General features: G+C 39.5%; 16 protein-coding genes. 9 read left to right on the top strand and 7 right to left on the bottom strand.

The features are described 5' to 3' along the window. The 3 genes from RMZ42_RS33840 to RMZ42_RS33830 form a co-directional block, all read right to left on the bottom strand. A partial coding sequence (locus tag RMZ42_RS33840; RefSeq protein ID WP_322675546.1) for a hypothetical protein occupies positions 1–221 on the bottom strand: 221 nt, incomplete at its 3' end. Positions 222–308: 87 nt separating this feature from the next. Continuing rightward, positions 309–1,286 carry an SDR family NAD(P)-dependent oxidoreductase gene (locus tag RMZ42_RS33835; RefSeq protein ID WP_322675545.1) on the bottom strand — a complete coding sequence of 326 codons (978 nt, stop codon included), beginning with the start codon at positions 1,284–1,286 and terminating at the stop codon, positions 309–311. 12 nt (positions 1,287–1,298) lie between these two features. Further along, positions 1,299–2,192, bottom strand: a complete 894-nt coding sequence (locus RMZ42_RS33830) for a hypothetical protein (protein WP_322675544.1) — start codon at positions 2,190–2,192, stop codon at positions 1,299–1,301. Between the two features lie 580 nt (positions 2,193–2,772). Between RMZ42_RS33830 and RMZ42_RS33825 the strand changes: the two genes are divergently transcribed. Both RMZ42_RS33825 and RMZ42_RS33820 read left to right on the top strand, forming a co-directional pair. Next, positions 2,773–3,741, top strand: coding sequence for a hypothetical protein (locus RMZ42_RS33825; protein ID WP_322675543.1), 969 nt, complete (start codon positions 2,773–2,775; stop codon positions 3,739–3,741). 607 nt (positions 3,742–4,348) lie between these two features. After that, a complete protein-coding gene (locus tag RMZ42_RS33820; protein WP_322675542.1) occupies positions 4,349–6,934 on the top strand; it encodes a GAF domain-containing protein in 2,586 nt (861 codons plus the stop codon). A 131-nt stretch (positions 6,935–7,065) separates the two neighbouring features. Here RMZ42_RS33820 and RMZ42_RS33815 read toward each other — a convergent pair whose 3' ends face one another. Both RMZ42_RS33815 and RMZ42_RS33810 read right to left on the bottom strand, forming a co-directional pair. After that, positions 7,066–8,172 carry a response regulator gene (locus RMZ42_RS33815; RefSeq protein WP_322675541.1) on the bottom strand — a complete coding sequence of 369 codons (1,107 nt, stop codon included), beginning with the start codon at positions 8,170–8,172 and terminating at the stop codon, positions 7,066–7,068. 1,510 nt (positions 8,173–9,682) lie between these two features. Next, the gene (locus RMZ42_RS33810; RefSeq protein WP_322675540.1) at positions 9,683–10,174 is read right to left on the bottom strand and encodes a hypothetical protein; all 492 of its coding nucleotides are present in this window, start codon (positions 10,172–10,174) and stop codon (positions 9,683–9,685) included. Between the two features lie 540 nt (positions 10,175–10,714). Between RMZ42_RS33810 and RMZ42_RS33805 the strand changes: the two genes are divergently transcribed. The 6 genes from RMZ42_RS33805 to RMZ42_RS33780 all read left to right on the top strand — a co-directional run bounded on the left by RMZ42_RS33805 (position 10,715) and on the right by RMZ42_RS33780 (position 19,465). Then, a complete protein-coding gene (locus RMZ42_RS33805; RefSeq protein ID WP_322675539.1) occupies positions 10,715–11,524 on the top strand; it encodes an IS5 family transposase in 810 nt (269 codons plus the stop codon). A gap of 1,756 nt (positions 11,525–13,280) precedes the next feature. After that, on the top strand, positions 13,281–14,510 hold the full coding sequence (locus RMZ42_RS33800) for a sedoheptulose 7-phosphate cyclase (protein ID WP_322675538.1): 1,230 nt from the start codon (positions 13,281–13,283) through the stop codon (positions 14,508–14,510). Between the two features lie 4 nt (positions 14,511–14,514). Further along, positions 14,515–15,348 (top strand): O-methyltransferase, encoded by an 834-nt coding sequence (locus RMZ42_RS33795; RefSeq protein WP_322675537.1) that lies wholly within the window; start codon positions 14,515–14,517, stop codon positions 15,346–15,348. A gap of 59 nt (positions 15,349–15,407) precedes the next feature. Further along, positions 15,408–16,805 (top strand): ATP-grasp domain-containing protein, encoded by a 1,398-nt coding sequence (locus RMZ42_RS33790; RefSeq protein ID WP_322675536.1) that lies wholly within the window; start codon positions 15,408–15,410, stop codon positions 16,803–16,805. A 307-nt stretch (positions 16,806–17,112) separates the two neighbouring features. Further along, positions 17,113–18,165, top strand: a complete 1,053-nt coding sequence (locus RMZ42_RS33785) for a D-alanine--D-alanine ligase (RefSeq protein ID WP_322675535.1) — start codon at positions 17,113–17,115, stop codon at positions 18,163–18,165. A 388-nt stretch (positions 18,166–18,553) separates the two neighbouring features. Further along, a complete protein-coding gene (locus RMZ42_RS33780; RefSeq protein WP_322675534.1) occupies positions 18,554–19,465 on the top strand; it encodes a beta-1,6-N-acetylglucosaminyltransferase in 912 nt (303 codons plus the stop codon). 312 nt (positions 19,466–19,777) lie between these two features. On the opposite strand, the gene RMZ42_RS33775 is transcribed toward RMZ42_RS33780, so the two are convergent. Next, a complete protein-coding gene (locus tag RMZ42_RS33775) occupies positions 19,778–20,581 on the bottom strand; it encodes a phytanoyl-CoA dioxygenase family protein (protein ID WP_322675533.1) in 804 nt (267 codons plus the stop codon). 200 nt (positions 20,582–20,781) lie between these two features. After that, entirely contained in the window at positions 20,782–22,227 is a 1,446-nt protein-coding gene (locus RMZ42_RS33770) for an MFS transporter (RefSeq protein WP_322675532.1), read from the bottom strand. A gap of 94 nt (positions 22,228–22,321) precedes the next feature. Between RMZ42_RS33770 and RMZ42_RS33765 the strand changes: the two genes are divergently transcribed. Next, entirely contained in the window at positions 22,322–23,278 is a 957-nt protein-coding gene (locus RMZ42_RS33765) for an ABC transporter substrate-binding protein (RefSeq protein WP_322675531.1), read from the top strand. Positions 23,279–23,548: the final 270 nt, after the last annotated feature.

Raw genomic sequence — 23,548 nt, 5'->3', positions numbered from 1 at the left:
GGTGGATTCATCCAGTTCAAATACTCGTCAACGGAGATAAAAGGTGGATTCATCCGGTTCAAATACTCGTCAACGGAGATAAAAGGTGGATTCATCCGGTTCAAATACTCGTCAACGGAGATAAAAGGTGGATTCATCCAGTTCAAATACTCGTTAACGGAGTTCAAAGGTGGATTCATCCAGTTCAAATACTCGTTAACGGAGTAAAAAGGTGGATTCATCCAGTTCAAATACTCATGCACGAGTATCAAAGACTTATTGTTGCATTATTTAAGACGCATCTCTTCTGGCTCCATGCCCAATGCTCCTTAAATTTTAGGCGAACCGAGGGCATTCAATAATAGTAGCGACCACGGCACTTTAATATCGGGTATGAGCCATAAGTACTTTCTCAGTACAGGCAATGCAACAGGCAGTACAAAACGCAGAGAGCGTAATGATGCGGGCTGATGCCCATTTTCATCTACAAGATTATATTTCTTAGCCAGTTCGGCAACAATCTGCACGCGTCCTGTACGGCGGATAACATTTGGCTCACCAGCAAGTGCAGCGATCGCTCGTCCAGTAAATAAGGGAGTTTCCCAGTTGTAGCGATCGCTTAAAAATGAGGTTTTCAGGTCAGTAGCATTTGTTTGATTCATTTGGGAAGCAAAACTAGAAAAAAGCTCAGTACCAACAATACCCGGCCAAATAGAAACAGAAGTGACGTTATGGGGTTCTAACTCAACAGCCATATTAGCAGCTAGGCGATCGCAAGCTGCTTTGCCAACACCATAAACTGTATTAAACAGATAAAACATACTACCCCACGAGGAAATAGTACAAATTAATCCAGAGTTACGCTTAGTCATCATCCGAGCTGCAAAAACACTTGCAACATAGTGGCTGCGAAGACCAACATTGTTGCTAGCATCCCAAAGACTTGGTTCAGAATCCCAAAAAGGCTGTCCTTGAGCGTCTTTTAATGCCTGAACTCCTGAGTAAGCATTATTTACCAGTAAATCGAGTTGTCCATTCTGCTCATCTTGAATGCGATCGAAAAGCAAACGCACCTGCTCATCCTCGCTGTGGTCTACTTGGACGGGAATGCATACACCACCGACTTCCTCAATGGCTGATTTCGTTTCACTAAGACTTCCTGAAACCCCTTCACTGGAGGAGTTGTTGAGGCTGCGACCCGTGACGTATACAGTTGCACCTGCTTCACCAAGACCAATGGCAATTCCTCTACCAATTCCCCGCGTCGCACCTGTTACCAAAGCCACTTTACCTTCAAGGTGTTTCATGAGCGCTCATTTCTAATTTTTTAGCGTTAAATATTGATTATTACAATATTCTTTCGTCGCTGTGACTGAAACAACTTCTACTTCTATCGGTTTTTCTTTAGTTCCGTCGATCAGAAATTCACTAGCTCCTTCACGAGGTTTTTTCGGATTTCCCCAATCATAGGTGTAACCTAAACCCGTCCAAGGATAATGTTCTTGACTAGCAACGGCATAAGAAGTTGTGTATATCTCTTGCAAAATCGGATAACTAGCAGAAATCGGGATTTTAAAAACATTACAACTAGAATCATTAATTTCTGGATCAACACATGGTCTACTTAAATCTTCAGCTTTCACCCACATTTCGACAAAATGCGTCTTATTTGAATTTCTATTTAAAATCAAGCCTAAATACTGCTGTAACCTTAGAGAAAGCATAATATTACCGGGAATATTTATACCGATCCCCTTACAATTTTGACAAAATTCCTTAACTTGAGGAACGGCTGTTAACCAAGTCCGTGCTTCTATACTTTTTTTTGTACCTACTTTCCAATCCTCGGTTGGGTTTTTGACATATTTCCAACTCGCCATCAGATATTCAATTTTGCCGTTATTTTCTCTCCACTTTATTTGAGGATTAGTTTTTGACAATGACCAAAGATTTTTTATGACTTTATCTTCACTCGGTTTTTTTGCATCCTCAATCGCTGCATCTAACTGCCTTTTCAGCGCGTTATAACTTTCTGGTTTATTTTTCTCCAAATACTCATTGACATTTGGATTAGTTTCTAATTGCGCTACTAAATTCTTTCTGAGGTTTGATGTACTCTGTATGGGAATTTCTCTAGCTAGCAAACTGGAATATCCGACTGCCAAAAATGCACCTGTCAAGCCTAAAAATACTTGAGTCTTTAATTTTTTCATTAAAATAATCCTGTGGATTGATAACAATAGGGTGAATGTTCCATCCCATGTAAATATGGGTCAACTCAAAGATTGAATCTGATTTTATATTTATGTTTGGCTGAGATAATATTGTGCTTAATATTTTTAATTAACTCTAGTTGTAGAAAAATGAATATTTATGAGCTAGTAGTACTCTGTCAAGAGTAAATTGATGGATAAGCAAGTTGCTAGTAGGCAATAAAGTCTTTAGAGGCTATTTATAAAGTAAATCTAAAGGTGGTGACTTAAGGGTAATGGCAAAAATAGGATACTTTGAAGACAGTGTATATACTTAGTATGCATTGGCTTGAAAAGCTTATTCTATCGACCTTAGGGCCTCTCATTCTTAACTATTCCCTAAGATAGATTTTTTCCTCGTAAAGCGTAATAAACAATTTAGGATTTGTATTAAAGCAGATAGGGATTTTAACCAAATGGGTCGTCATTAGACTCAATGTATTTGCATGAACATCACTTTTGATAACTGGAGTAAACTTTTTCTTGTTCTCAATGTTTTCAATTAAATGAAAAAATATCTAAATAATTAAAAATTAACGTTATGTCCAATACACCTAAGAAACCAGATCCGAATTCTTCTAATACACCAGAGCCAAATTCTTCTAATACACCAGACCCAAATTCTTCTAATACACCAAACCCAAACTCTTCTAATACACCAGATCCAAATTCTTCGGAGCAAAATAATATTATTTATCACTTATTTAATAGTATATTTCCTAATTCTCCTTATTTTAAGTTTATAAATAATACATTTTTTGCACATTTTTTAAGTAATCACCCTTTTATTGCCAATTCATTAATATTTTTGATTATATTTTTAACGGGTGGAAATTTATATCAAAAACTTATAATTAATAAAATTTCCGATTCTACTTACCAAAATAAAATATGTCAAGAGACGATAAAACTGATAGAAGAAGAATTAGAAACCAATAAAAAATCAGGTACTGTAACTGGTTCTTATAAAGCATTTGAGGATAATAAGAATGTGAGCTTGTTACCATTTAGTTGTGAATACTCAATAGAAGATGAAAAGAAAAATATATCTAAAAGGGACATTTATTTGAGATATACGCCTGTTTTTGGTGAATATATTAATGAAGATTATAATAAGAAAAGTGCTGATAAAAAAATGGAAATGAACGAAGTATGTAAGCACAGTACTATAGTAGTACAGATGCAAAAATATGCTAAAGATAACTCTCTTTTTGACAAGAGTAAAGGAGATACTATAAAACCAGGAAGAGCTGAGATTTTAACAAACAAACCACATGCTTATCCAGTACATCGATGGGTTTGTCATTTTTCGGTTTCAAAAAAAACCAAAGAAGTTAAACCTTCTCTAGGAGGTGGTAACGATTATATGATAGACCTCAACTTAGAACCATATTGCCGAATCAAAGCTTCTGAAGATAATAATAAGTTTACAGTACCTCACTATCGTGATTATGATAATCCTTATTCTTTCTATTGTACAAATCCTTTTTCGAGTACTGATTCTGAATGATTTTATGTAAACAAGGGAGCGACTAGACCAAAAAAATCGATGCAAAAATGTGCTTTTATATGTTTAGTTTTTATTAGGAAATAAGATGCGTTTCCTCTGGTAGTCGGACACAGGCATCACAACAGACAAATAAAGTGGTTTATTACCGCCGACCTGTACTAGTATTTTTTACTCAACACTTCTTTTTCCAGCTAACATATCTGCGACAAGAAGCGATCGCACTCGATCTAAAAAAATTTGCGTATAATTACTTAAAAATTGCAGCAATTTTCAGATAAATCGACTATATCTTACGGATACAGCAATGCTCATTAGTCTGTTTCTGGAAAATATTATGAGGCTACACTAACAATCTCTAGCCTGCGGAAAACATTGTTTTCTCGTTTATGTGAGGGGTCTAACCCCCTATTGATCGCGGTGGGAAGGGGTTTTGCTCAAGCCATGCTTGTTGGTAATCAACTTGAGCGTTTATTCACAGGATGACGCTGGCTAAACAAGCGATTAAACTATGGATAATGTCGAGTAACTGTTGCTTTTAACACCACTTACATAAATTTAATCTCATTGTTAAATCTAAAACCTCATTCTGTTATATAAAATACCAGTTATGCCAGCGTATCAAGGAAGTTATGGGGAAACCACCGATTTAATTATTAGTGGTAACAACCAAGAAAACCTCGAATTAACAGCAAATTCTGCTCCTGTGGGTGCTCTTGCCACAAGACAAGGAACTTTTTCTACGTTTCTTGCTCCCCTGACTCAAGATACTTTTAAACAGGTCGTTAAGGATGTCGAGCAAAAATTACAGATTGTCCATCAAACCCTATCAATGCTGGATTCGCATGGGTTTGAAACCATTTTGCAAGAAATGTTGCATTCGATTACCTTGAAAACCGGGGAATTACTGGGGGCAGACCGAACGACAATATTTTTATTGGATGAAGAAAAACAAGAACTTTGGTCAATTTTAGCTGAGGGCGAGGGCGGTCGCTCTTTAGAAATTCGCATCCCTGCAAATAAAGGCATTGGTGGTGAAGTCGCCACTTTTAAAGAAGTTATCAATATTCCCTTTGATTTTTATAACGATCCGCGATCGCATTTTGCCCAAGAACAAGAAAAGAGAACTGGCTATCGCACCTACACCATGCTAGCTTTGCCACTCTTAAATGAACATGGGCAATTAGTTGCAGTAGTGCAATTACTGAATAAATTAAAATCTAAGAATCATTATGATGCTCCACTTGCAGAGCGCATTGATACCAAAGGTTTTACCCGTGCTGACGAACAATTATTTCAAGAATTTGCTCCTTCGATTTGTCTGATTTTAGAGTCCTCGCGCTCTTTTTATGTAGCTACTCAAAAACAAAGAGCAGTAGCGGCGCTAATGAAGGCAATCAAGTCCCTCTCTCAAAGCAGTCTTGATTTAGAAGACACCCTGAAGCGGGTGATGGATGAAGCCAAGGAACTGATGAATGCCGATCGCAGTACACTATGGTTAATAGACCGCGATCGTGATGAATTGTGGACGAAAATCACTCAGGATGATGGTTCAACCAAAGAGTTACGAGTCCCTGTAGGTAAAGGCTTTGCTGGGATAGTCGCGGCTTCTGGCAAAAAGTTAAATATTGGCTTTGATTTGTACTACGATCCTGACTCAGAGACAGCCCAAAAACTAGACCAGCAAAATGGCTATCGCACCTGTAGCTTGCTTTGTATGCCAGTATTTAATGCCGATCAACAACTGATTGGTGTTACCCAACTCGTAAATAAAAAGAAATCCGGGGATTTTCCCCCTTATAATCCAGCTGATTGGCCCAAAGCTCCCGACTGCTTCCAAGCTAGCTTTGACCGCAACGATGAAGAGTTCATGGAAGCTTTTAATATTCAAGCGGGAGTCGCGCTGCAAAATGCTCAGTTATTTGCCACAGTCAAGCAACAAGAACAAATGCAACGAGATATTCTGCGTAGTCTTTCCAATGGCGTGGTTTCCACTGATAAAACTGGGTTAATTATCGCCGCCAATGAAAGCGCCCAACGTTTGCTAGGACTGGGAGTAGATGACCGTTTAGAAGGTAAATTAGTTACTGACGCGATCGGCATCAAAGAAGGCGACTTTAGCAAGTGGTATCAGGATGCTTTACATGCAGTTGACTTAAAAGGCCGTCAGCAATATTACCCCGATCGCACACTTATCGGCACTGGTACAGAACAACATAGTATCAATTTATCGATTAACACAATAGCCGATGCTAGCGACCAAGAGCAAGTCCGGGGGGCGCTGGTGGTGATGGAAGACATCAGTGATGAAAAGCGGCTCAAAAGTACAATGTACCGCTACATGACCCAGGAATTAGCCGAAGAATTGCTGAAATTAGATGACGCTAAACTAGGAGGCGATCGCAAAGAAGTTTCGATTTTATTTTCCGATATTCGCGGCTACACCACATTAACAGAAAACTTGGAAGCAGAAGAAGTGGTGAGTATGCTCAATGAATATTTTGAATCAATGGTGGAGGCAGTTTTTAAACATAAAGGCACTCTTGACAAATATATTGGCGATGCCATCATGGCTGTATTTGGTTCTCCTCTACCATTAGAAGAACACGCTTGGATGGCAGTACAAACATCCTTAGAAATGCGCGATCGCCTACACGAATTTAATCAACGTCGCCATATAGATAATAAGCCTAGAATTAAAATCGGTATTGGCATCAACTCAGATACCGTGATTAGTGGGAATATTGGCTCTAGTAAACGGATGGAATTTACCGCCATTGGTGATGGCGTTAATCTTGGCTCACGATTAGAAAGTGTTAGTAAACAGTATGGTTGCGATATTATTATTAGCCATAACACTTTTAAACCTTGCCAAGATAATATTTGGGCTAGGGAACTAGATTACATTCGTGTTAAGGGTAGAAACGAACCAGTAGCCATATACGAATTACTGGGTTTGCGTTCCAATCCAATTGAAAGCGAAAAATTGCAAGTGATTGAGCATTATCACAAAGGACGCGAATATTACCTCAAACGCGATTTTAACCGTGCTAGAGCTGAATTTGCCCTAGTTTTGGCAGCAGACAGCCAGGACAAAGCTGCTATGTTGCATCTGTTGCGTTGTCAGCATTGGTTACAATCACCCCCAACAGAATCAGATTGGGATGAAGGAGTCTGGACATTTCAGGAAAAATAACTCCACCGACTTTTCGATTAGGGCTTGTAACTAATACCAATTTTAAAGAAGATATAGATTAACTGATTATTTGTCTTAAATATCTAAAATAATAGGCATGTTTAAATGGAGTGAGTTGCTATATTAGTAAATTAAACAATATGTTGAAAAATAACTTTTAGTAAATCTCCTTGTTTAAAAGGCTTAGTTAAATAGCCTGATGCTCTCACCATTTTAGCTTTAGCTCTATCTAGAAATCCTACTTTTTCTGACACCATAATCACAGGTGTATTTTTAAAATATGAGTGTTTACGCAGCAAAGAGCAGAGTTCATATCCATCGAGATTAGGCATGGATATATCCAACAAAATTATGTCGGGTTTTATACGGATAATCTGCATTAGAGCCTTTAAAGAATCAGTGACTCCGATAACAGAAAAGGTTTGCTCATCTAAATAACTTTTAATAGCATTCAATACCGTAGGACTGTCATCAATACACAAGATTGTGTAAATTTTTCTGTCAGCAGGCGGTTGGATAATTTGCTGACCTCTGTATTCATTAGTATTAATCGAGTAGGCTGCTGGTTTAAAGCTGTGTATTTTAGGCAATTTTGGCGTAGTTTTGGCTTTAGATTGTAGTTCATTTATTTGGAAAAATTGTGAGGTATGTGATTGATAACTTGATGATGTTTGACGATAAACCGCTTCTCTTTCAGAGACGCTAACGCGAACATTTTGGGGCGTTAAACATCGTTCAACTAATAAACGAACATTTAAATGACAAAACTTTGGCATATCATCCAGAAAACTCTCAGGAATAAATTCATAACTTCCCTCCTCTAAATTCAGAAATGACTCTAGAACTTCTAGCGCTAATTGCTCTATCAACATTGCTGCTTGAGAAGAACTGATATATTTCTGATTGACTAACCAACAAATAGCCAGATAATCTGGGTTCGGTATTGCCTGATTTTCAATACCAGTTTCAAATATCGCCCGCAACTGATCTTTGATTCCGTCAGGGAGAGTAGAAATTTGCTGACTCAAACGTTGCAAATTTCTGTAAAGCGGCTCAAACATTTTCTCTGAGTAGCTGGCATAAATTAGTTTCCCCTCATCTACATATATTGACCAAGAGCCTGATGTGCTAAACACCTGTAAACAACCAGTAACCGACTTACCAGTGATTTTTTTCAACAAAGTTAGGGGCTGGAGCTTTTGGAAAAATCTGTATCTACTAATCGGAAGTGTCTTCATTGCGATCGCTCTGAAATAAAATTAACATTTGCAGGCAAAATTAGTGAATTACCTTTTCGGAATTCAGCGTGACTTTGTTGAAAGCACTATTCAGATAAATATAGCGGTCATATTTGAGTTAGTACAGAGATTCCACACCCCCCAACTCTTAATTCACCAATCTCTGTTAAGCTATAATCCACAACTTACAACTAAACCAATTAATGCTACTGACCAATAGCAAAATTGCCCGACTAGTTGCCAGGATATAGTATTTCAAAAATTAGATTGGTTTTCTGTATCTTTAGCTAATCTAGCCAATCTAACAGTAACTCAAGTGCCACACAAAGACCATTGGCTCTCGCCCATCAGTCACAAAAGTATCATTGTTATCCGTATTTTGTAGCCTAAAATTATAGATACTTGAATTCTCTTGCAAAAGTGTTTTGTCCCTAATCCTAAAGTCTGGAGCGACCAAAATTTACTGTGATGTAAAGGTAAATGTTTCTCTATCAAGACTTATAAGCATTAATTCCGCGCTGACGAAGTATGTTTTTATATCCGTGACGAAAGTCGTTGGGTACTTTTCAAGAAGTTTATTCTTGAGGGCAACTTCACAATCAAAAAAGTATTATTCAAAACTAAGCATTCCAAAAGCTCAATATCTTACTTAAGTTTGTGATTGTAGAGCAATTAGTCTTGGGATTTGGCAAAATTATCGCTTGCACAACAATAATGGTAAACCTCCGCCCAAGAATGATGCTGATAATTGCCGCCATGATGGTGTGTGGTGAGATGCGCAGGCGACTAAATCAGCAGAAGGGAATCTCTTCATAAGTACTGGAAACGGGTTTTAATGTTGTGTGAACCTAAATACTCACCCTGCACAAATTGGAGTGATAAATTCAAGAACTTACAGGGAAATTCTTGATTAGTAGTAGATACCTTGCAAAATAGCTGTTTTCAGCTAGATGGTAGATAACAAGTAACATACTCACTAAAACTTAGATTACTATAATTTCCAAAAAAAATTAGCAGAAATATATAAACTTCATGATAATCAGTAAAGTAAACATGAAAACTAATTGATATCATTTTCCAGAAAATTGTTATAAATATTTATTTGTTAAAATGTCCGGGAAAGCTGAAAATGTATAGTAAAAGATAATTATATGTTTGCTTATTGAATCACACTTATAAAAAACTGAATTATTTTATATAGGATTCATGTTTTATTTTTGAAAAAAACTCAGTACAGCTTTATTCCTTCTTCCCAGTCCCCAGTCCCTAGTCCCTACGATTAATTCAGAAATCCAATCAGATTGCTATAGCAGCAATTTACCCGAAAAATCCTAAGTTTGAAAAATCACAAATATAAATACAAAATTGTACGCTTAGGCATAGTCTGTCGTAAACATCACATTCATCAACCCATAAGATATATGTAGCGAAAAGACGCAAAGGAATTCTTTGCGTCTTTAGCGTGAGATTTATAAGTGGACATTCTCACCGTTATACTTTCTCCATCTACTTAAAATTGCTCCCGCCAGCACCAGCTTAAAAGTGTACCACCAGCTATCAACTTCACTACTTCTAGCAGCCAATAACTACCGTGTAGTAAATTCATTGTCGATGGAATAGCAGCAGCAGCTTCAAATAGGTTGAGTTGAACTCCTATAGCGCACATCTGCGGAGTTAAGAAATAGGTGTCAAGCACAGCGATAGTCAACAGCAGCACAGATAAAACAATACTGCCAATACTCCAGTGATATCGGGTTTTGCTCAAAGCTAGTGCCCCAGTCAGGACTACAGCAGCTGATAATAATTCCATCCGATTGAAGTTCCAAAAAATCGCATAGCCTGCTGTCGTAAAACCAGCTTGACTCATCATCCCAGAAAGATAAAGGCTAGGCATAATTACCCAGTCCAAAACTAAACTAGCACTGAGCCAAAAGCCCAAGGTCAATACGATCGCGGTTTGCCAAATTGGTCGTTTGAATTCAATGTTAGAAATAGCAGTCATAAAATAATTGCGTGTGTTGTATTTCTTTAGTTTCTAACTTCACAAGCAATTTGACAACTAATATCAACTAACCTTTACAAAGCGATCGCTCTTAACATTCTGAAGTTAATACCAAGATTTTTTAACCTAAGTTAATAAATCTTAAGATTTTATAAAAAGCAATTTAAATAGATTTTTTCTGCGAGAAATACTCAAGCATAACCCTTGAGCAACTCTTTAGAATCCATAACTCAATACGCTTGGGTTAAGAGTTATTTATGTATAGGTTGCCCTTTAATTATGAACTCAATCCCAATATTTATAAATACTTAACTTTTTATTGTAAAGTAACTAAGCGATCGCACTCACTCATTCCCTCCTTTGACAGCGATCTAAGACAACAGTAACATTGTCATTTTTGAACGCAGATATGATATAAAAACAGCCTGTGTTCCACAATATCTTAGAGGGTGTTTATAAATAAAAAATAAAGAGCACCGCAGTCATTCCCCAGAACACTTATTTTGTTCATAGGAAGTAGTGTTATTGGAATCGGATGCAATGAGTCGAAAACCTTATCCCACAGATGTTTCCGATACAGAATGGGATTTGATTAAATCAATGATTCCAGCAGAAGGTAAGCGTAAACGTGGAAAAAAACGTGAAGTCGATATGCGGGAAGTGGTAAATGCCATTTTTTACATTTTGCGTGCAGGTTGCTCTTGGCGAATGATGCCTCATGATTTACCGGCATGGCAAACTGTATACTCGTATTTTCAACGTTGGCAGCGCAAGGGCGTATGGCAAAAAATCCATTCGGTTCTGCGATCGCAGCTACGAAAAATCGAGGGAAGAGATGCGGAGCCATCCGCAGGAATTATCGACTCTCAAACAGTTAAAACTACTGAAAAAGGAGGAATTGACGGCTATGATGCCGGAAAAAAGATTAATGGTCGTAAACGTCACATCCTTGTCGATACAATGGGTTTACTTTTGATGGTTGTTGTACATGCTGCCTCAATTCAAGACCGTGACGGAGCAAAACTTGTACTAGATAAAATTCAATACTTATTCCCCAAGCTGTATTTAATTTGGGCAGATGCTGGATATGCTGGAAAACTAGTTGATTGGGTCAGGCATTTTATTGGCTGTGCAATTGAGATTGTTAAACGCTCTGATGATACTTCGGGCTTTAAAGTATTGCCTCGACGTTGGGTTGTGGAACGTACACTTGCATGGTTCGGTCGCTATCGCCGTCTCAGTAAAGACTACGAGTATCATCCCGAAACAAGTGAAACCATGATATACGCTGCTATGACGCATCTAATGTTACGTCGATTAGCCCGTAATCATAGGCACTCAAATGCTTAAGAATTATTTTGTAAACACCCTCTTAGACTACGCCACTTGCGATCGCATATCGTGGCAATATTTTACTATCTATGTGAATTAGTGTACTGTTGAGTTCATTCGGGAAATCGCGAGCTTTTACCCGTGAATCTGCCTGCAAATGTGAAACATTAGACCTATGAGCAAAAGTTTTTTTGCACTCTTGCGGGAAAAATGACTCATCTTTATTGGGGAAAGTGAAAATAACAAATCTTTCCCCCTTTCCCCCGCCCCTTTTCCCGACAATGCCAAGAAGTTTATTGTATGTACGTGCATCTATAATCGGCAAAAGCGACGGATTTCGAGCAACATCACCCATAATTACAGCAGTTTTTATGTATTTGAACCACACCTGTCGTAAGGGTGCAAGGACTTACGCCCTTACCGCGTGGTCTATTTACCTGAAAATAGCTGTAAATTCACCAGATGTCTATTATATCAAGTCCGGTTAATTACTTATGATTACCGCATCTGTGCAAAAATCCCAAAAGCCTCTTTCCCCCAGCAAGAACTGCGATCTAAATGATAAGTCTTTAGTCGGACACGATATTAGATATAGATTTTGATAATACATTCTTGTATAAAGTATCTATCTTGAGACATATTTTTTGTAGATATTTGGTTATCCAGTACACTTCGCATGGTGGATTGACTTAAATATATTTACAGATGTTATGATTTGTATTAATGTAATGTAATGATTTGTGTTGTACTTTTCAGTTACCAATTAGTAAATTAATTGTTGGTTTAAGCTGAAAAGGCTTAATTTAGGGCTAAGAAGGCAATTTCAGCAAACTTAGAAACCTTTAATACACACAAGTATTCCTTAAAAAAGTTAAGCTTTTGTTACAAGGAACTCAGATACATTTAAATTCAGAATTTTCGGGAGTTGCTAAAGAAAGTATGCTGATTATTGAGTATTAATTTTACCCATCAAAGAGGTATTGTGCTGACATTTTGAATAGAATGCAGTAAGTCATCTTTGTTTTTAGCCATTTTATGGTTTGAGACTTGCAAAAAAACAGCGAGATGAGGTTTAATCATTTCTGTCATATCAAATGTCAGCCTAGAGATAGACAATGATAAACAATATGAGTAGTTTACTAAGATATGAGTTTTGCAAGGTCTAGCGATCGCAAGGTTGTTAGAGACAAATATAGTGGAGTTAATAAAAATTCAGGTAAACTTACTAAAAGTCCACTGTTATTATGAAGCAAATAGAATGTAGCGAGTTTAGTAATATAAGGTTTGAGACTAATGCTAATAAATAGCGAACTAACGATTAATCAGGGTTCTAATCTCAAATTGAAGCTTGGAAATCGACGATACAATCAGTTGTCTAGACTAGAATTTTTGCGGAATGGTACAGTTGGAAAGCCACTATATTTACATGTAGTGGAATAAATCTGAATTCAGATGAATTTCCCAAATTTCAAGTCAACAATCCACAGCAGAAGCAGGCAAGTATTGTGCGAATATACCGCTAGTAGGGCTAGTTGACTTGTTTGAGGTTATGCCGAATTAAAGGTTAACCCATCTACAGAATTTACTCAAATGAATGATGTTGTTTAAAAACATTGCCAGTCAGTAATAAACGTTAGCTTTTTATTAAAAGCTAATTTTTTCCTGTCTTTTATCTGAAAGGGTAAAAAGCATACTTGTTTGCTGGCATACATTAGGGTAAATCGCAACTATTACCGAAATCTCACAACTTTTTAATTGGAATAAGGGCAACACAATGAATAAGGTACAAGCATCATTTGAAGCTACCGAAACTGCGTTTCACGTGCAAGGTTACGAAAAAATCGATTTTAGTCTTGTCTATGTGAACGGTGCATTTGATATTGAAAACCGAGAAATTGCAGATAGCTACGCCAAATTTGGTCGCTGTCTGATTGTAATTGATGCCAATGTTCATGAACTTTATGGCGATCAAATCAAGTCATATTTTAGACACTATGACATTGAACTGACAGTATTTCCGATCATCATTACAGAACCGGCTAAAACCCTGGCAACCTTTGAAAAAATTATTGACGCTTTTTCGGACTTTGGCTTAGTTCGTAAAGAACCAGTCTTAGTCGTTGGTGGTGGTCTAATTACTGATGTGGCTGGGTATGCTTGCGCTTCTTACCGTCGCAAGAGCAACTATATTCGCATTCCTACCACATTGATTGGTTTAATCGATGCAGGTGTAGCAATTAAGGTAGCAGTTAATCATCGTAAAGAAAAAAATCGCTTGGGAGCATATCATGCACCTTTGAAAGTGATTCTGGATTTCTCATTCTTAAAAACCTTGCCAACTGCTCAAGTTCGCAATGGGATGGCAGAGTTGGTGAAAATTGCGGTAGTTTCTAACTTGGAAGTCTTTGAACTGCTATACGAATATGGCGAAGAACTGCTTTCCACTCACTTTGGACATGTGAATGCAACACCTGAAATTAAAGAGATTGCCCATAAAGTCAACTATGAAGCAATCAAAACTATGTTGGAGTTAGAGACTCCTAACTTGCATGAAATAGACCTCGATCGCGTCATTGCCTACGGTCACACTTGGAGTCCTACCCTAGAATTAGCACCTCAGATACCTCTATATCATGGTCATGCGGTCAATATAGATATGGCTTTGTCTGCAACCATTGCAGCACAACGCGGCTATATCTCCACAGAAGAACGCGATCGCATCCTAGATTTGATGAGTCGTATCGGTTTATCACTCGATCATCCTCTTTTAGATGGGGATTTGCTCTGGTATGCAACTCAGTCTATAAGCTTGACACGAGATGGCAAACAACGCGCAGCCATGCCTCGTCCGATTGGTGAGTGCTTCTTTGCCAACGATCTAACTCGTGAAGAACTTGATGCTGCCCTAGCTGAACACAAACGTCTTTGTGCTAAATACCCTCGTGGTGGAGAAGGGGTTGACGCATACATTGAAAGTCAAAAAGGCAAGCTAGTAGGGGTGTGAAGATATGACGAGTGTTTTAGGGCGAGAAACAGCTAGACCGATAACGCCACACAGTATCTTAGTAGCCCAGCTACAGCAAACCCTCAAATTAGCAGAAGAGAAGAACATTCCCGTAGAGATATTAGATTCTTTGCGGCAGGGAGTTCAATTAGCGACGGGTTTAGATCCCTACTTGGATGATTACACCACCCCGGAATCGAGCGCATTAACAGCATTAGCGCAAAAAACAAGCATTGAAGACTGGAGCAAACGCTTCAGTGATGGTGAAACAGTGCGTCAACTAGAGCAAGAAATGCTCTCAGGACATCTGGAAGGACAGACATTGAAAATGTTTGTTCATATCACCAAAGCAAAGCGCATTCTAGAAGTAGGAATGTTCACAGGGTATTCAGCTTTAGCAATGGCAGAAGCATTACCAAGTGATGGGCAACTTATCGGTTGCGAAGTAGATGCTTATGTTGCTGAATTTGCTCAAGCTTGCTTTAGTGAGTCTCCCCACGGCGACAAAATTGTTGTAGAAGTAGCACCTGCTCTAGAAACACTCCACAAGCTGGCTGCTAGAAAAGAAGTATTCGATCTGATCTTCATTGATGCAGATAAAAAAGAGTATGTAGATTACTTCCAGATCATTTTGGATAGTAACTTACTGACTCTCGACGGTTTAATCTGTGTGGATAACACTTTGTTGCAGGGACAAGTTTACCTACCACCCGAACAACGCACCGCCAACGGTGAAGCGATCGCTCAGTTCAACCGCGTTGTCGCCGCCGATCCTCGTGTAGAACAAGTTCTATTACCCATCCGAGATGGTATAACGCTAATTAGACGCGTGGTGTAACAAAGTTTGTAGAGACGTTGCAATGCAACGTCTCTACAATAAACACAAAGGAAAGACTTATGGCACAATCAATTTCTTTATCTCTGCCTGAATCTCCAACATCATCAACAGGTGTTAGGGTAAAGGTAGTAGCTCTATTCAAAACTCTTGGTACTCTGACATTATTACTAATAGCCTTGCCGTTCAATGCGTTGATAGTATTGATATCTTTGCTGTGGGGCATTGTGCAATCGCCATTTACGAAAAAAGCGATCGTAGCTGCTCATCCTCAGACTATCTTGGTAAGTGGAGCCAAGATGACTAAAGCATTGCAACTTGCCCGCTCTTTCCATGCCGCAGGACACAGAGTTATTTTGATTGAAGGTCACAAATACTGGTTGTCTGGTCATAGATTCTCAAAAGCGGTGAGTCGTTTTTATACAGTTCCGGCTCCACAAGAAGATCCTGAAGGCTATATCCAGGCGCTAGTAGAAATCGTCAAGCAAGAAAAGGTTGACGTTTATGTCCCTGTATGCAGTCCTGTCGCTAGCTATTATGACTCTTTAGCAAAACCTGTATTATCAGAATACTGCGAAGTTTTCCACTTCGATCCAGATATAACCAAAATGTTAGATGATAAATTTGCCTTTACCGATCGGGCGCGATCGCTTGGCTTATCTGTCCCCAAATCGTTTAAAATTACAGATCCTCAACAAGTTATCAATTTCGATTTTAGTCAAGAAACCCGCAAATATATTCTTAAAAGTATTGATTACGACTCCGTTCGCCGCTTAAATTTAACCAAACTTCCCTGCGACACCCCAGAAGAGACAGCAGCCTTTGTCAACAGTTTACCCATCAGTCCAGAAAAACCTTGGATTATGCAAGAGTTTATTCCGGGTATTGAGCTATGCACACATAGTACAGTGCGGGATGGGGAATTAAGATTGCATTGCTGTTCAAACTCTTCTGCTTTTCAAATCAACTATGAAAACGTCGAAAATCCCCAAATTCGTCAATGGGTGCAACACTTCGTCAAGAGTTTGGCACTGACTGGACAAGTTTCTTTCGACTTTATCCAAGCTGAAGACGGTACAGTTTACGCCATTGAATGCAATCCTCGTACCCATTCGGCAATTACAATGTTCTACAATCACCCCGGTGTTGCAGACGCCTATCTTGGTAAAACTCCCCTAGCTGCACCTCTGGAACCTTTAGCAAGTAGCAAGCCGACTTACTTCCTATATCACGAAATCTGGCGACTAACTGGTATCCGTTCCTGGAAACAATTGCAAACATCGGTTAATACTTTAGTGCGGGGCACTGATGCTATTTACAGTCTTGACGATCCTGTACCATTTTTGACTTTGCATCATTGGCAGATTCCCTTACTTTTACTGAAGAATCTGCAACAACTCAAAGGATGGGTAAAAATAGATTTTAACATTGGCAAACTGGTGGAATTAGGTGGCGATTAAATAATTTGTAAATTAAAGAAGAATTCAGTACATCATAGCCCCCTCCTCGCTTGCCTACAGTGTACACACAAGTTTGAAATAGCTGATTAACCAGGGTTTTACCCCACCCTAACCCTCCCCTTGGAAAGGGGAGGGAACTAGATTTCTTTTTTCCCCCCTTTCCAAGGGGGGATTAAGGGGGGTAAATCCAGGGTTTGGGCTTCATTACCAAGATGTGTCTACAACCGTAGCGAGGGGGTGGGGTTCTTATAGCCCACTCAACTAAGAACCGCTATATAAATTCTAACAATACATAGGAAGATGAATCATGCCAGTACTTCGTATCCTTCATTTAGTTGGGTCTGCATACAATAATTTTTACTGTGATTTGTCACGCCTTTATGCCCAAGACTGTCTCGCAGCAATGGCAGAGCGATCGCAATATGATTTTCAAATTGCATACATCACACCCGATCGCCAATGGCGATTTCCTCCTTCCCTCAGCTCTAAAGATATTGCTGACACCAAACCGATGACTCTGGCTGATGCTATACAGTTTCTAACAGCACAAAACATTGACCTCGTGTTACCACAAATGTTTTGTATCCCTGGAATGACTGAATACCGCGCTTTATTCGACTTGCTGGAGATTCCTTACATTGGCAATACTCCAGATATCATGGCAATAACGGCGCACAAAGGCAGAACTAAAGCAATTGTTGAAGCCGCAGGGGTAAAAGTGCCTCGTGGAGAACTGCTTCGCCAAGGAGACACGCCGACAATTACACCTCCAGCGATCGTTAAACCCGTAAGTTCCGATAACTCTTTAGGGATGGATTTAGTCAAAGAAGCTACCGACTATGATGCTGCCCTGAAGAAAGCATTTGAATATTCAGATGAGGTCATCGTAGAAGAATTTATTGAACTCGGTCGAGAAGTCAGATGTGGCATTATTGTCAGAGATGGGGAACTAGTAAATTTACCCCTTGAAGAGTATCTGTTAGACCCCCATTCCAAACCCATCCGCAACCATGCTGAAAAACTCAAACAAACGGACGATGGCAACTTGGGTTTTGCTGCTAAAGATAATAAAAAGTCTTGGATTGTAGACCCTAACGATCCAATTACCCAAAAGGTTCAACAAGTAGCTAAGAAGTGTCATCAGGCTTTGGGTTGTCGCCACTACAGTTTATTTGACTTCCGCATCGACCCAGAGGGAGAACCTTGGTTCTTAGAAGCCGGGTTGTATTGTTCTTTTGCCCCTAAAAGTGTGATTTCCTCTATGGCGAAAGCAGCCGGAATTCCTTTAGATGAGTTATTGATCGCAGCTATCAATGAAACCTTGGGCAGTAATCAAAAGGTGTTGCAGAATTGCTCGTGAATTTCTTGCTATAGGTTTTCCTGCTTGTAGTGGGTTGGAGAGCGATCGCTGATTAATGCTGCGATCGCTCTCCTATCGCTATTTGAATGCAGCTAGACTAAACCCTTATTCAACTACTAACAAATGTTTATAGCATTTCCTAATCACATGAGGTACATCAGAGCAAGCTCCTCGCTTGTTGGGAGGGGTTACTAAGCTGTTAAGCATATAAGAAAGCACATTGAGATCGCAGGGGGGCAGGGAGCAAGGGGGAAGATTTGCAGCTTTTATTACCATGAAAATGGTGCAATTTAAATGACGATTAGCTTATACCTCACTCAACCGAGAAACTATTATTCACAGAAACATACATATTTTAAAATATTTTCAATATACACAACTTAAGCAAATGTCTAATTCTCCCAGCAATCCTATAGGTTTTATTTTACTAACTCATACAAAACCTCTACAAATTTACAGACTAATAAATAAGTTAAATAGTATGTTTAACTATCCTCTAATTGTGTGTCACCATGATTTTTCAAAATGTGATTTATCTGTAGATACCCTGTCAAAAAATGTTTTATTAGTACGCCCTCATCTACAAACAAAGTGGGCAGATTTTACTTTAGTAGAAGCCACAATACAAGCACTTCAATTAATGTATGAAGTTCCAAATCCACCGGATTGGTTTGTATTACTCAGTGGCGCAGACTATCCCATTAAAACTGCAAAGCAAATATTGGACGAACTAGCCTCAAGTCAATATGATGCCTATATTCAATACGAGCAAATCACATATAAAACTTATAAATCTGATCTAAAACCGAATATGTTCTGGCTGAAAAATTCTTATCAACGATACTGTACAAAATCATTTTCTTTTCATTACTCAAAAACATATCTGGCACATCTGAATCTAGAAATATGCTTAGAACATCCACTATTGACAAAACCATTCCTTCCTTTTTCAAAACAACTTGCTTGTTTCAGTGGAAGTCAATGGTTTTGTGCCAATAGTAAAGCTGCTAAATACATTATCGATTTTCACAGTAAGAAAAATGCCTTAACCTTGTACTACAGTAAGCTTAAGTATACAGATGAGTCGTATTTTCAAACTGTACTTGCTAATGCATTTCATCTGAAGCTGCAAAACGACCGACGACGCTACATTGATTGGTCAGAAGGAGGCTGTCATCCCAAGACATTGCTTATGGAAGACTTGCCAAATTTACTTGCATCATCTGCTCACTTTGCTCGGAAATTTGACATTGATATAGATAGTAACATTCTTGATGAACTTGATAAGATTACATCCTAGCGATTACATATTTTGAGGGTTTGTAGTAAGCATTTTCGTGTTGAAAAAATAAGGACTATAGTCCTTATCCCTCTCCTAAGAAACAAGGCAGGAGGCAGAAGGCAGAAGGGAAGAGGATTTGACTTGTTTCTTAAAAGAGGGATTACCCTTCGAGTTCGTTAATCGCTCGTAGGGAAACTCCCTGGTTTAGGAGACGCTTTGGGTTAGCGTCTCTGAAAGAGAAGCCTCTCCCTTTGGGAGAAGATCGCGCGAACTTACTACGAACTTGCTTCTCGATCAATTTAAACTTGACACAGTAGTAGCGATTTCCAACTAGCGATGCAGTTCAACTCTAGGAAATATATCGCAGTCTATCGGCTCACCAGGTTTTTTGGTTTTGAATGAATTCAATTCTGGTAAATCAATTTCTTCAACAGGTCTGAAAGGCCATGCTTTCGGGCGGTGATAGTAAGTAACATCATCGCCAGTCCAATTGGTAACTACTGCACGTCGTTGTGTAGAAGATATGTTGGTTACTGAATGATGAATTGTCAGAAAATGATGAACCAAGCAATCTCCAGGCTCCATATCCCAAGACAAAATTTCGCGAGGTTCTGGCTCTACAAACCAGGAGGGGTTTGATCCTTCACGTAACTCTTTGCCCCATTGATGAGAGGCTTTGATATACTCTAATCGACCATTTTCTTGGTTGGCACTATCTAAAGCCAGCCAAATTTTACAACACTGCCAGCCTTGTATAGGCCAGTAAGGTAGGTCGTTATGCCACCCAACACGGCTGTTTGTTTTCGGCTTTTTAACAAAGAAACCGTCGGTCAAAAAGTTCAGTTTTTCTGATTTCAAGACTTGAGCGGCGAGGGATGCTAGCGGAGATTCAAAAGCCAAAGCACGGAAATCAGCATCGGTGAGCCATAAGCTACTGGTATGTTCCACATGACCTTCTGGTCTGGGAATACCCTTAACTTCTAAAGGGCCGGGGATTAATACATTCTTATCAACGGCTGTTCGCATCCGTTCTACCCAGATGTCATCCAAAACATTTTTGACGCAGATAACGCCGTCTCGCTCGAAAGCTTCAACTTGTTGGGTGGTGATTTTTGATTTGTCTACCTTAAGCATTACGAAAAAACGAATAAAGTCAGATTTATGTAATAACAGATTTCTAGAATCTGCTTTACTGACATTAACTTGGTCACTAAGTTAAAAATCTTTCTTACTGTAAAGTAAAGATATAAGTTAGCAGTTCTTCCTACAGGTGGATAAATCTCCAAGTTGAGTACAACTTTTTGTGTTCATATCCGCAACAAAGAGATTTCATTCTAACTACCTAAGTCTTTTTTAACAATGAGTGGCACAAGTGAAGCTAATCGTAATACACCAGATACAATAAATACTTCTGCTATGCCAAAAGACCCAGCAAATTGAGCGATGAAGCCACCGATAGTTGCTCCTAAAGCACCACTTGCCCCAGCAACAGCTGCTGCGATCGCAAAATATATAGACTGATTTTTCACTGGTGCAATCTCTATCTGAAGATTGTTGTTACACAAGTCAACTCCTCCCCAATTAGCTCCAATAAAAAGGTGTAACAGCGGCAACCATAGCCAGAGATCGAGAGGACTAGAACCCATCTTCAGCCACAGCCAAGGTATAACTGCAATGAGAATTCCATTAGAAATTAGAATCGGACGATTGCCTATTTTATCTGCTAATCTACCCCAGACGATCAGCATTAGCATGTGTGCTCCTGCTCGCAGACTGTTGTAGAAAGTTACCCAACTCACATCCAAGTTCAGTGTGTCTAGCAAGTAGAGGTTAAAAAACGGGGCACTTAGATTAACAGCAAATGTCCATGAGCCGAAATAAAGTAGAAACACCAAAAAATTAGAGTTTTTCCAAATGCTGCTATCTATCTGATTTTGAGGAGTTGACATTTGCGGCAGAGAGATTGGTTCAGATATCTCACCAGGTTCATTTGGTGCCAAGTCCGACTGAATCTCACTGGTTTGAGATGAGTTAGCATAATAAGTATTTTGTAGTTGAGGGTTTATATCAACCTGAAAATACTGACACCCCAAGCTCACAATTCCAAAGATAATGCCTAAGAACAAAACCACCCCATAACCTTGAATAGCTCCCCCGTACCAATGTGATACAGCAAGACCAGCTATTGGCAAACCGACCAACTCGGTTAAGTTAGCAAGGCTATTGCGTAGCCCGAAATATCTACCTCGTAATTGCCGTGGGACTAACATTGCCATCCAACTCAACCAAGATGCGGCTCCTAATCCTCCTAAAAAATTGCTGCATACGAGAATCAAAAGCGACAATATCACTAATTGGTTGGAATTAAGCCCTCCCCAACTAAAGCTAACAATGCCAATTACTAAAATCAGCCATAGTAGCCGACCAATCCCATGAGTGCGAAGCGAATACTGAAAACGGCTAGTGCTGCGTTCAGACAAATAAGCACCCATCGGCTGAAAAAGATTCACCAACATGGGGATAGAACTCACCATGCCAAATACCACTGGACTGGCATCTAACTCCACCAAGAAATTACCTAGCAAAATTGCGCCAGTACCAATAGAGAAAAGTGCTGCGAAAACACCATCGATAGTAGAAGCACTCAAACTGGTGCGAACAGCATCTTTAGGAATACGAGGGTTGAGTGTTGAGCTAGGAGAGAGTGTTGTGGATGGTGAAGCAATCTGAGCAATTTCTATAGAAAGAGGCGCACCTGTTTCAATTTGAGAAGAATCCATAAATCTAGTATTTAAGAAAATAATTAGGATTTACGCATCATACACATGTACTATACTAAGTTTAGGCTTTTGAGCTGTAGATATCGGAGCTTATATGCCAAAGTTATTGGTATTTAGCGCCTACGTTGTAATTATTGTTTCGGCTTTCTCGCTGTCTGGCTGTATACGCGAAAAAACAAAAAAAATTGTCGGATTTTCGCAAACGGAAAACATTGGGCCGTGGCGCATTGCCGAAACCAACAGCATTAAGGAGGAGGCCGCCAAGCGTCAGAAAACTTATGATTTTCTGATGACAGATGCTCAGGGACAGACATCGAAGCAATTTGCCGACATTGAGGATCTAATCGCACGACAAGTTGATGTGATATTTCTTGCACCACGCGAGTATGAAGGTCTTACGCCCGCCCTCGAAGCAGCGAGAGCAGCAAAAATACCGGTTTTTCTCATCGACCGTGAAGCAGCAGGAAGACCAGGCGAACATTTCGTCAGCTTTCTTGGGTCGGATTTTATCACCCAAGGCCGCCGCGTTGGTGAATGGCTAACCCAGGCGACCAACGGTAAGGCATCCATCGTGGAACTCACAGGAACAGCGGGTTCATCGGTTGCAATCGATCGGGCTAAGGGGTTTCGTAATGCGATCGCTAGTTATCCCAACATGAAAATCATCGCCACGCAGACAGCGGATTTTTCGCGAGCTGCGGCAGTGCGTGTAATGGAAAACATCATCCAGGCCAAAGGTTCCGACATTACCGCAGTGTATGCTCACAACGACGAAATGGCATTGGGTGCCATCCAGGCTCTCAAATCCGCAGGTATGAAGCCTGGTAAGGATGTAATGGTCGGTTCAATCGATGGTCAAAAAACTGCACTTGAGGCGATAATTCGTGGTGAGCTTGGTGTTAGTGTCGAGTCGAACCCGCGTTTTGGCCCGCTTGTTTTCGCCACGATGGAAAAGTATTTTGCTGGCAAGAAAATTCCTCCTCGGATTATTCTCAAAGACAGACTCTTCGACGTGACCAACGCCAAGGATTTCGTCGATGAAGCATACTAATAGCAATTCTCCTTGCAGGAGAGAGGCTTTAAATTCTCCCCCTTCCTTGGTAAGGAAGCAGGGTGGTTTCATACGAAAAAAGAAAAATACATAAGTCTTGATTTATCGTTTTGTGGCGTGGTTTTTACCCCTCTCCAAACCTCTCTCCGCTTCGGGGAGAGGCTTTGAAACCCTGTTTTAGGGATTACCAAGAAATAAATTATCCAATCTTGTGAGGTGGGCGTCTCGCCATTGGTGTCAAGTTAAGGCAGATGCCCAAATGTCAAGTGA

It is taken from the genome of Nostoc sp. DedQUE05 (assembly GCF_034530955.1).
In the GTDB taxonomy this organism is placed as follows: domain Bacteria; phylum Cyanobacteriota; class Cyanobacteriia; order Cyanobacteriales; family Nostocaceae; genus Nostoc.
Note: the sequence above shows the minus strand (reverse complement) of the source record. Positions and strands in the feature narration are given on the sequence as shown.

What these genes read in the sequence shown, in the direction of transcription:
- RMZ42_RS33835 (WP_322675545.1), bottom strand. Translation starts at nt 1,286, where the DNA reads ATGAAACACCTTGAAGGTAAAGTGGCTTTGGTAACAGGTGCGACGCGG.
- RMZ42_RS33830 (WP_322675544.1), bottom strand. Translation starts at nt 2,192, where the DNA reads ATGAAAAAATTAAAGACTCAAGTATTTTTAGGCTTGACAGGTGCATTT.
- RMZ42_RS33825 (WP_322675543.1), top strand. Translation starts at nt 2,773, where the DNA reads ATGTCCAATACACCTAAGAAACCAGATCCGAATTCTTCTAATACACCA.
- RMZ42_RS33820 (WP_322675542.1), top strand. Translation starts at nt 4,349, where the DNA reads ATGCCAGCGTATCAAGGAAGTTATGGGGAAACCACCGATTTAATTATT.
- RMZ42_RS33815 (WP_322675541.1), bottom strand. Translation starts at nt 8,172, where the DNA reads ATGAAGACACTTCCGATTAGTAGATACAGATTTTTCCAAAAGCTCCAG.
- RMZ42_RS33810 (WP_322675540.1), bottom strand. Translation starts at nt 10,174, where the DNA reads ATGACTGCTATTTCTAACATTGAATTCAAACGACCAATTTGGCAAACC.
- RMZ42_RS33805 (WP_322675539.1), top strand. Translation starts at nt 10,715, where the DNA reads ATGAGTCGAAAACCTTATCCCACAGATGTTTCCGATACAGAATGGGAT.
- RMZ42_RS33800 (WP_322675538.1), top strand. Translation starts at nt 13,281, where the DNA reads ATGAATAAGGTACAAGCATCATTTGAAGCTACCGAAACTGCGTTTCAC.
- RMZ42_RS33795 (WP_322675537.1), top strand. Translation starts at nt 14,515, where the DNA reads ATGACGAGTGTTTTAGGGCGAGAAACAGCTAGACCGATAACGCCACAC.
- RMZ42_RS33790 (WP_322675536.1), top strand. Translation starts at nt 15,408, where the DNA reads ATGGCACAATCAATTTCTTTATCTCTGCCTGAATCTCCAACATCATCA.
- RMZ42_RS33785 (WP_322675535.1), top strand. Translation starts at nt 17,113, where the DNA reads ATGCCAGTACTTCGTATCCTTCATTTAGTTGGGTCTGCATACAATAAT.
- RMZ42_RS33780 (WP_322675534.1), top strand. Translation starts at nt 18,554, where the DNA reads ATGTCTAATTCTCCCAGCAATCCTATAGGTTTTATTTTACTAACTCAT.
- RMZ42_RS33775 (WP_322675533.1), bottom strand. Translation starts at nt 20,581, where the DNA reads ATGCTTAAGGTAGACAAATCAAAAATCACCACCCAACAAGTTGAAGCT.
- RMZ42_RS33770 (WP_322675532.1), bottom strand. Translation starts at nt 22,227, where the DNA reads ATGGATTCTTCTCAAATTGAAACAGGTGCGCCTCTTTCTATAGAAATT.
- RMZ42_RS33765 (WP_322675531.1), top strand. Translation starts at nt 22,322, where the DNA reads ATGCCAAAGTTATTGGTATTTAGCGCCTACGTTGTAATTATTGTTTCG.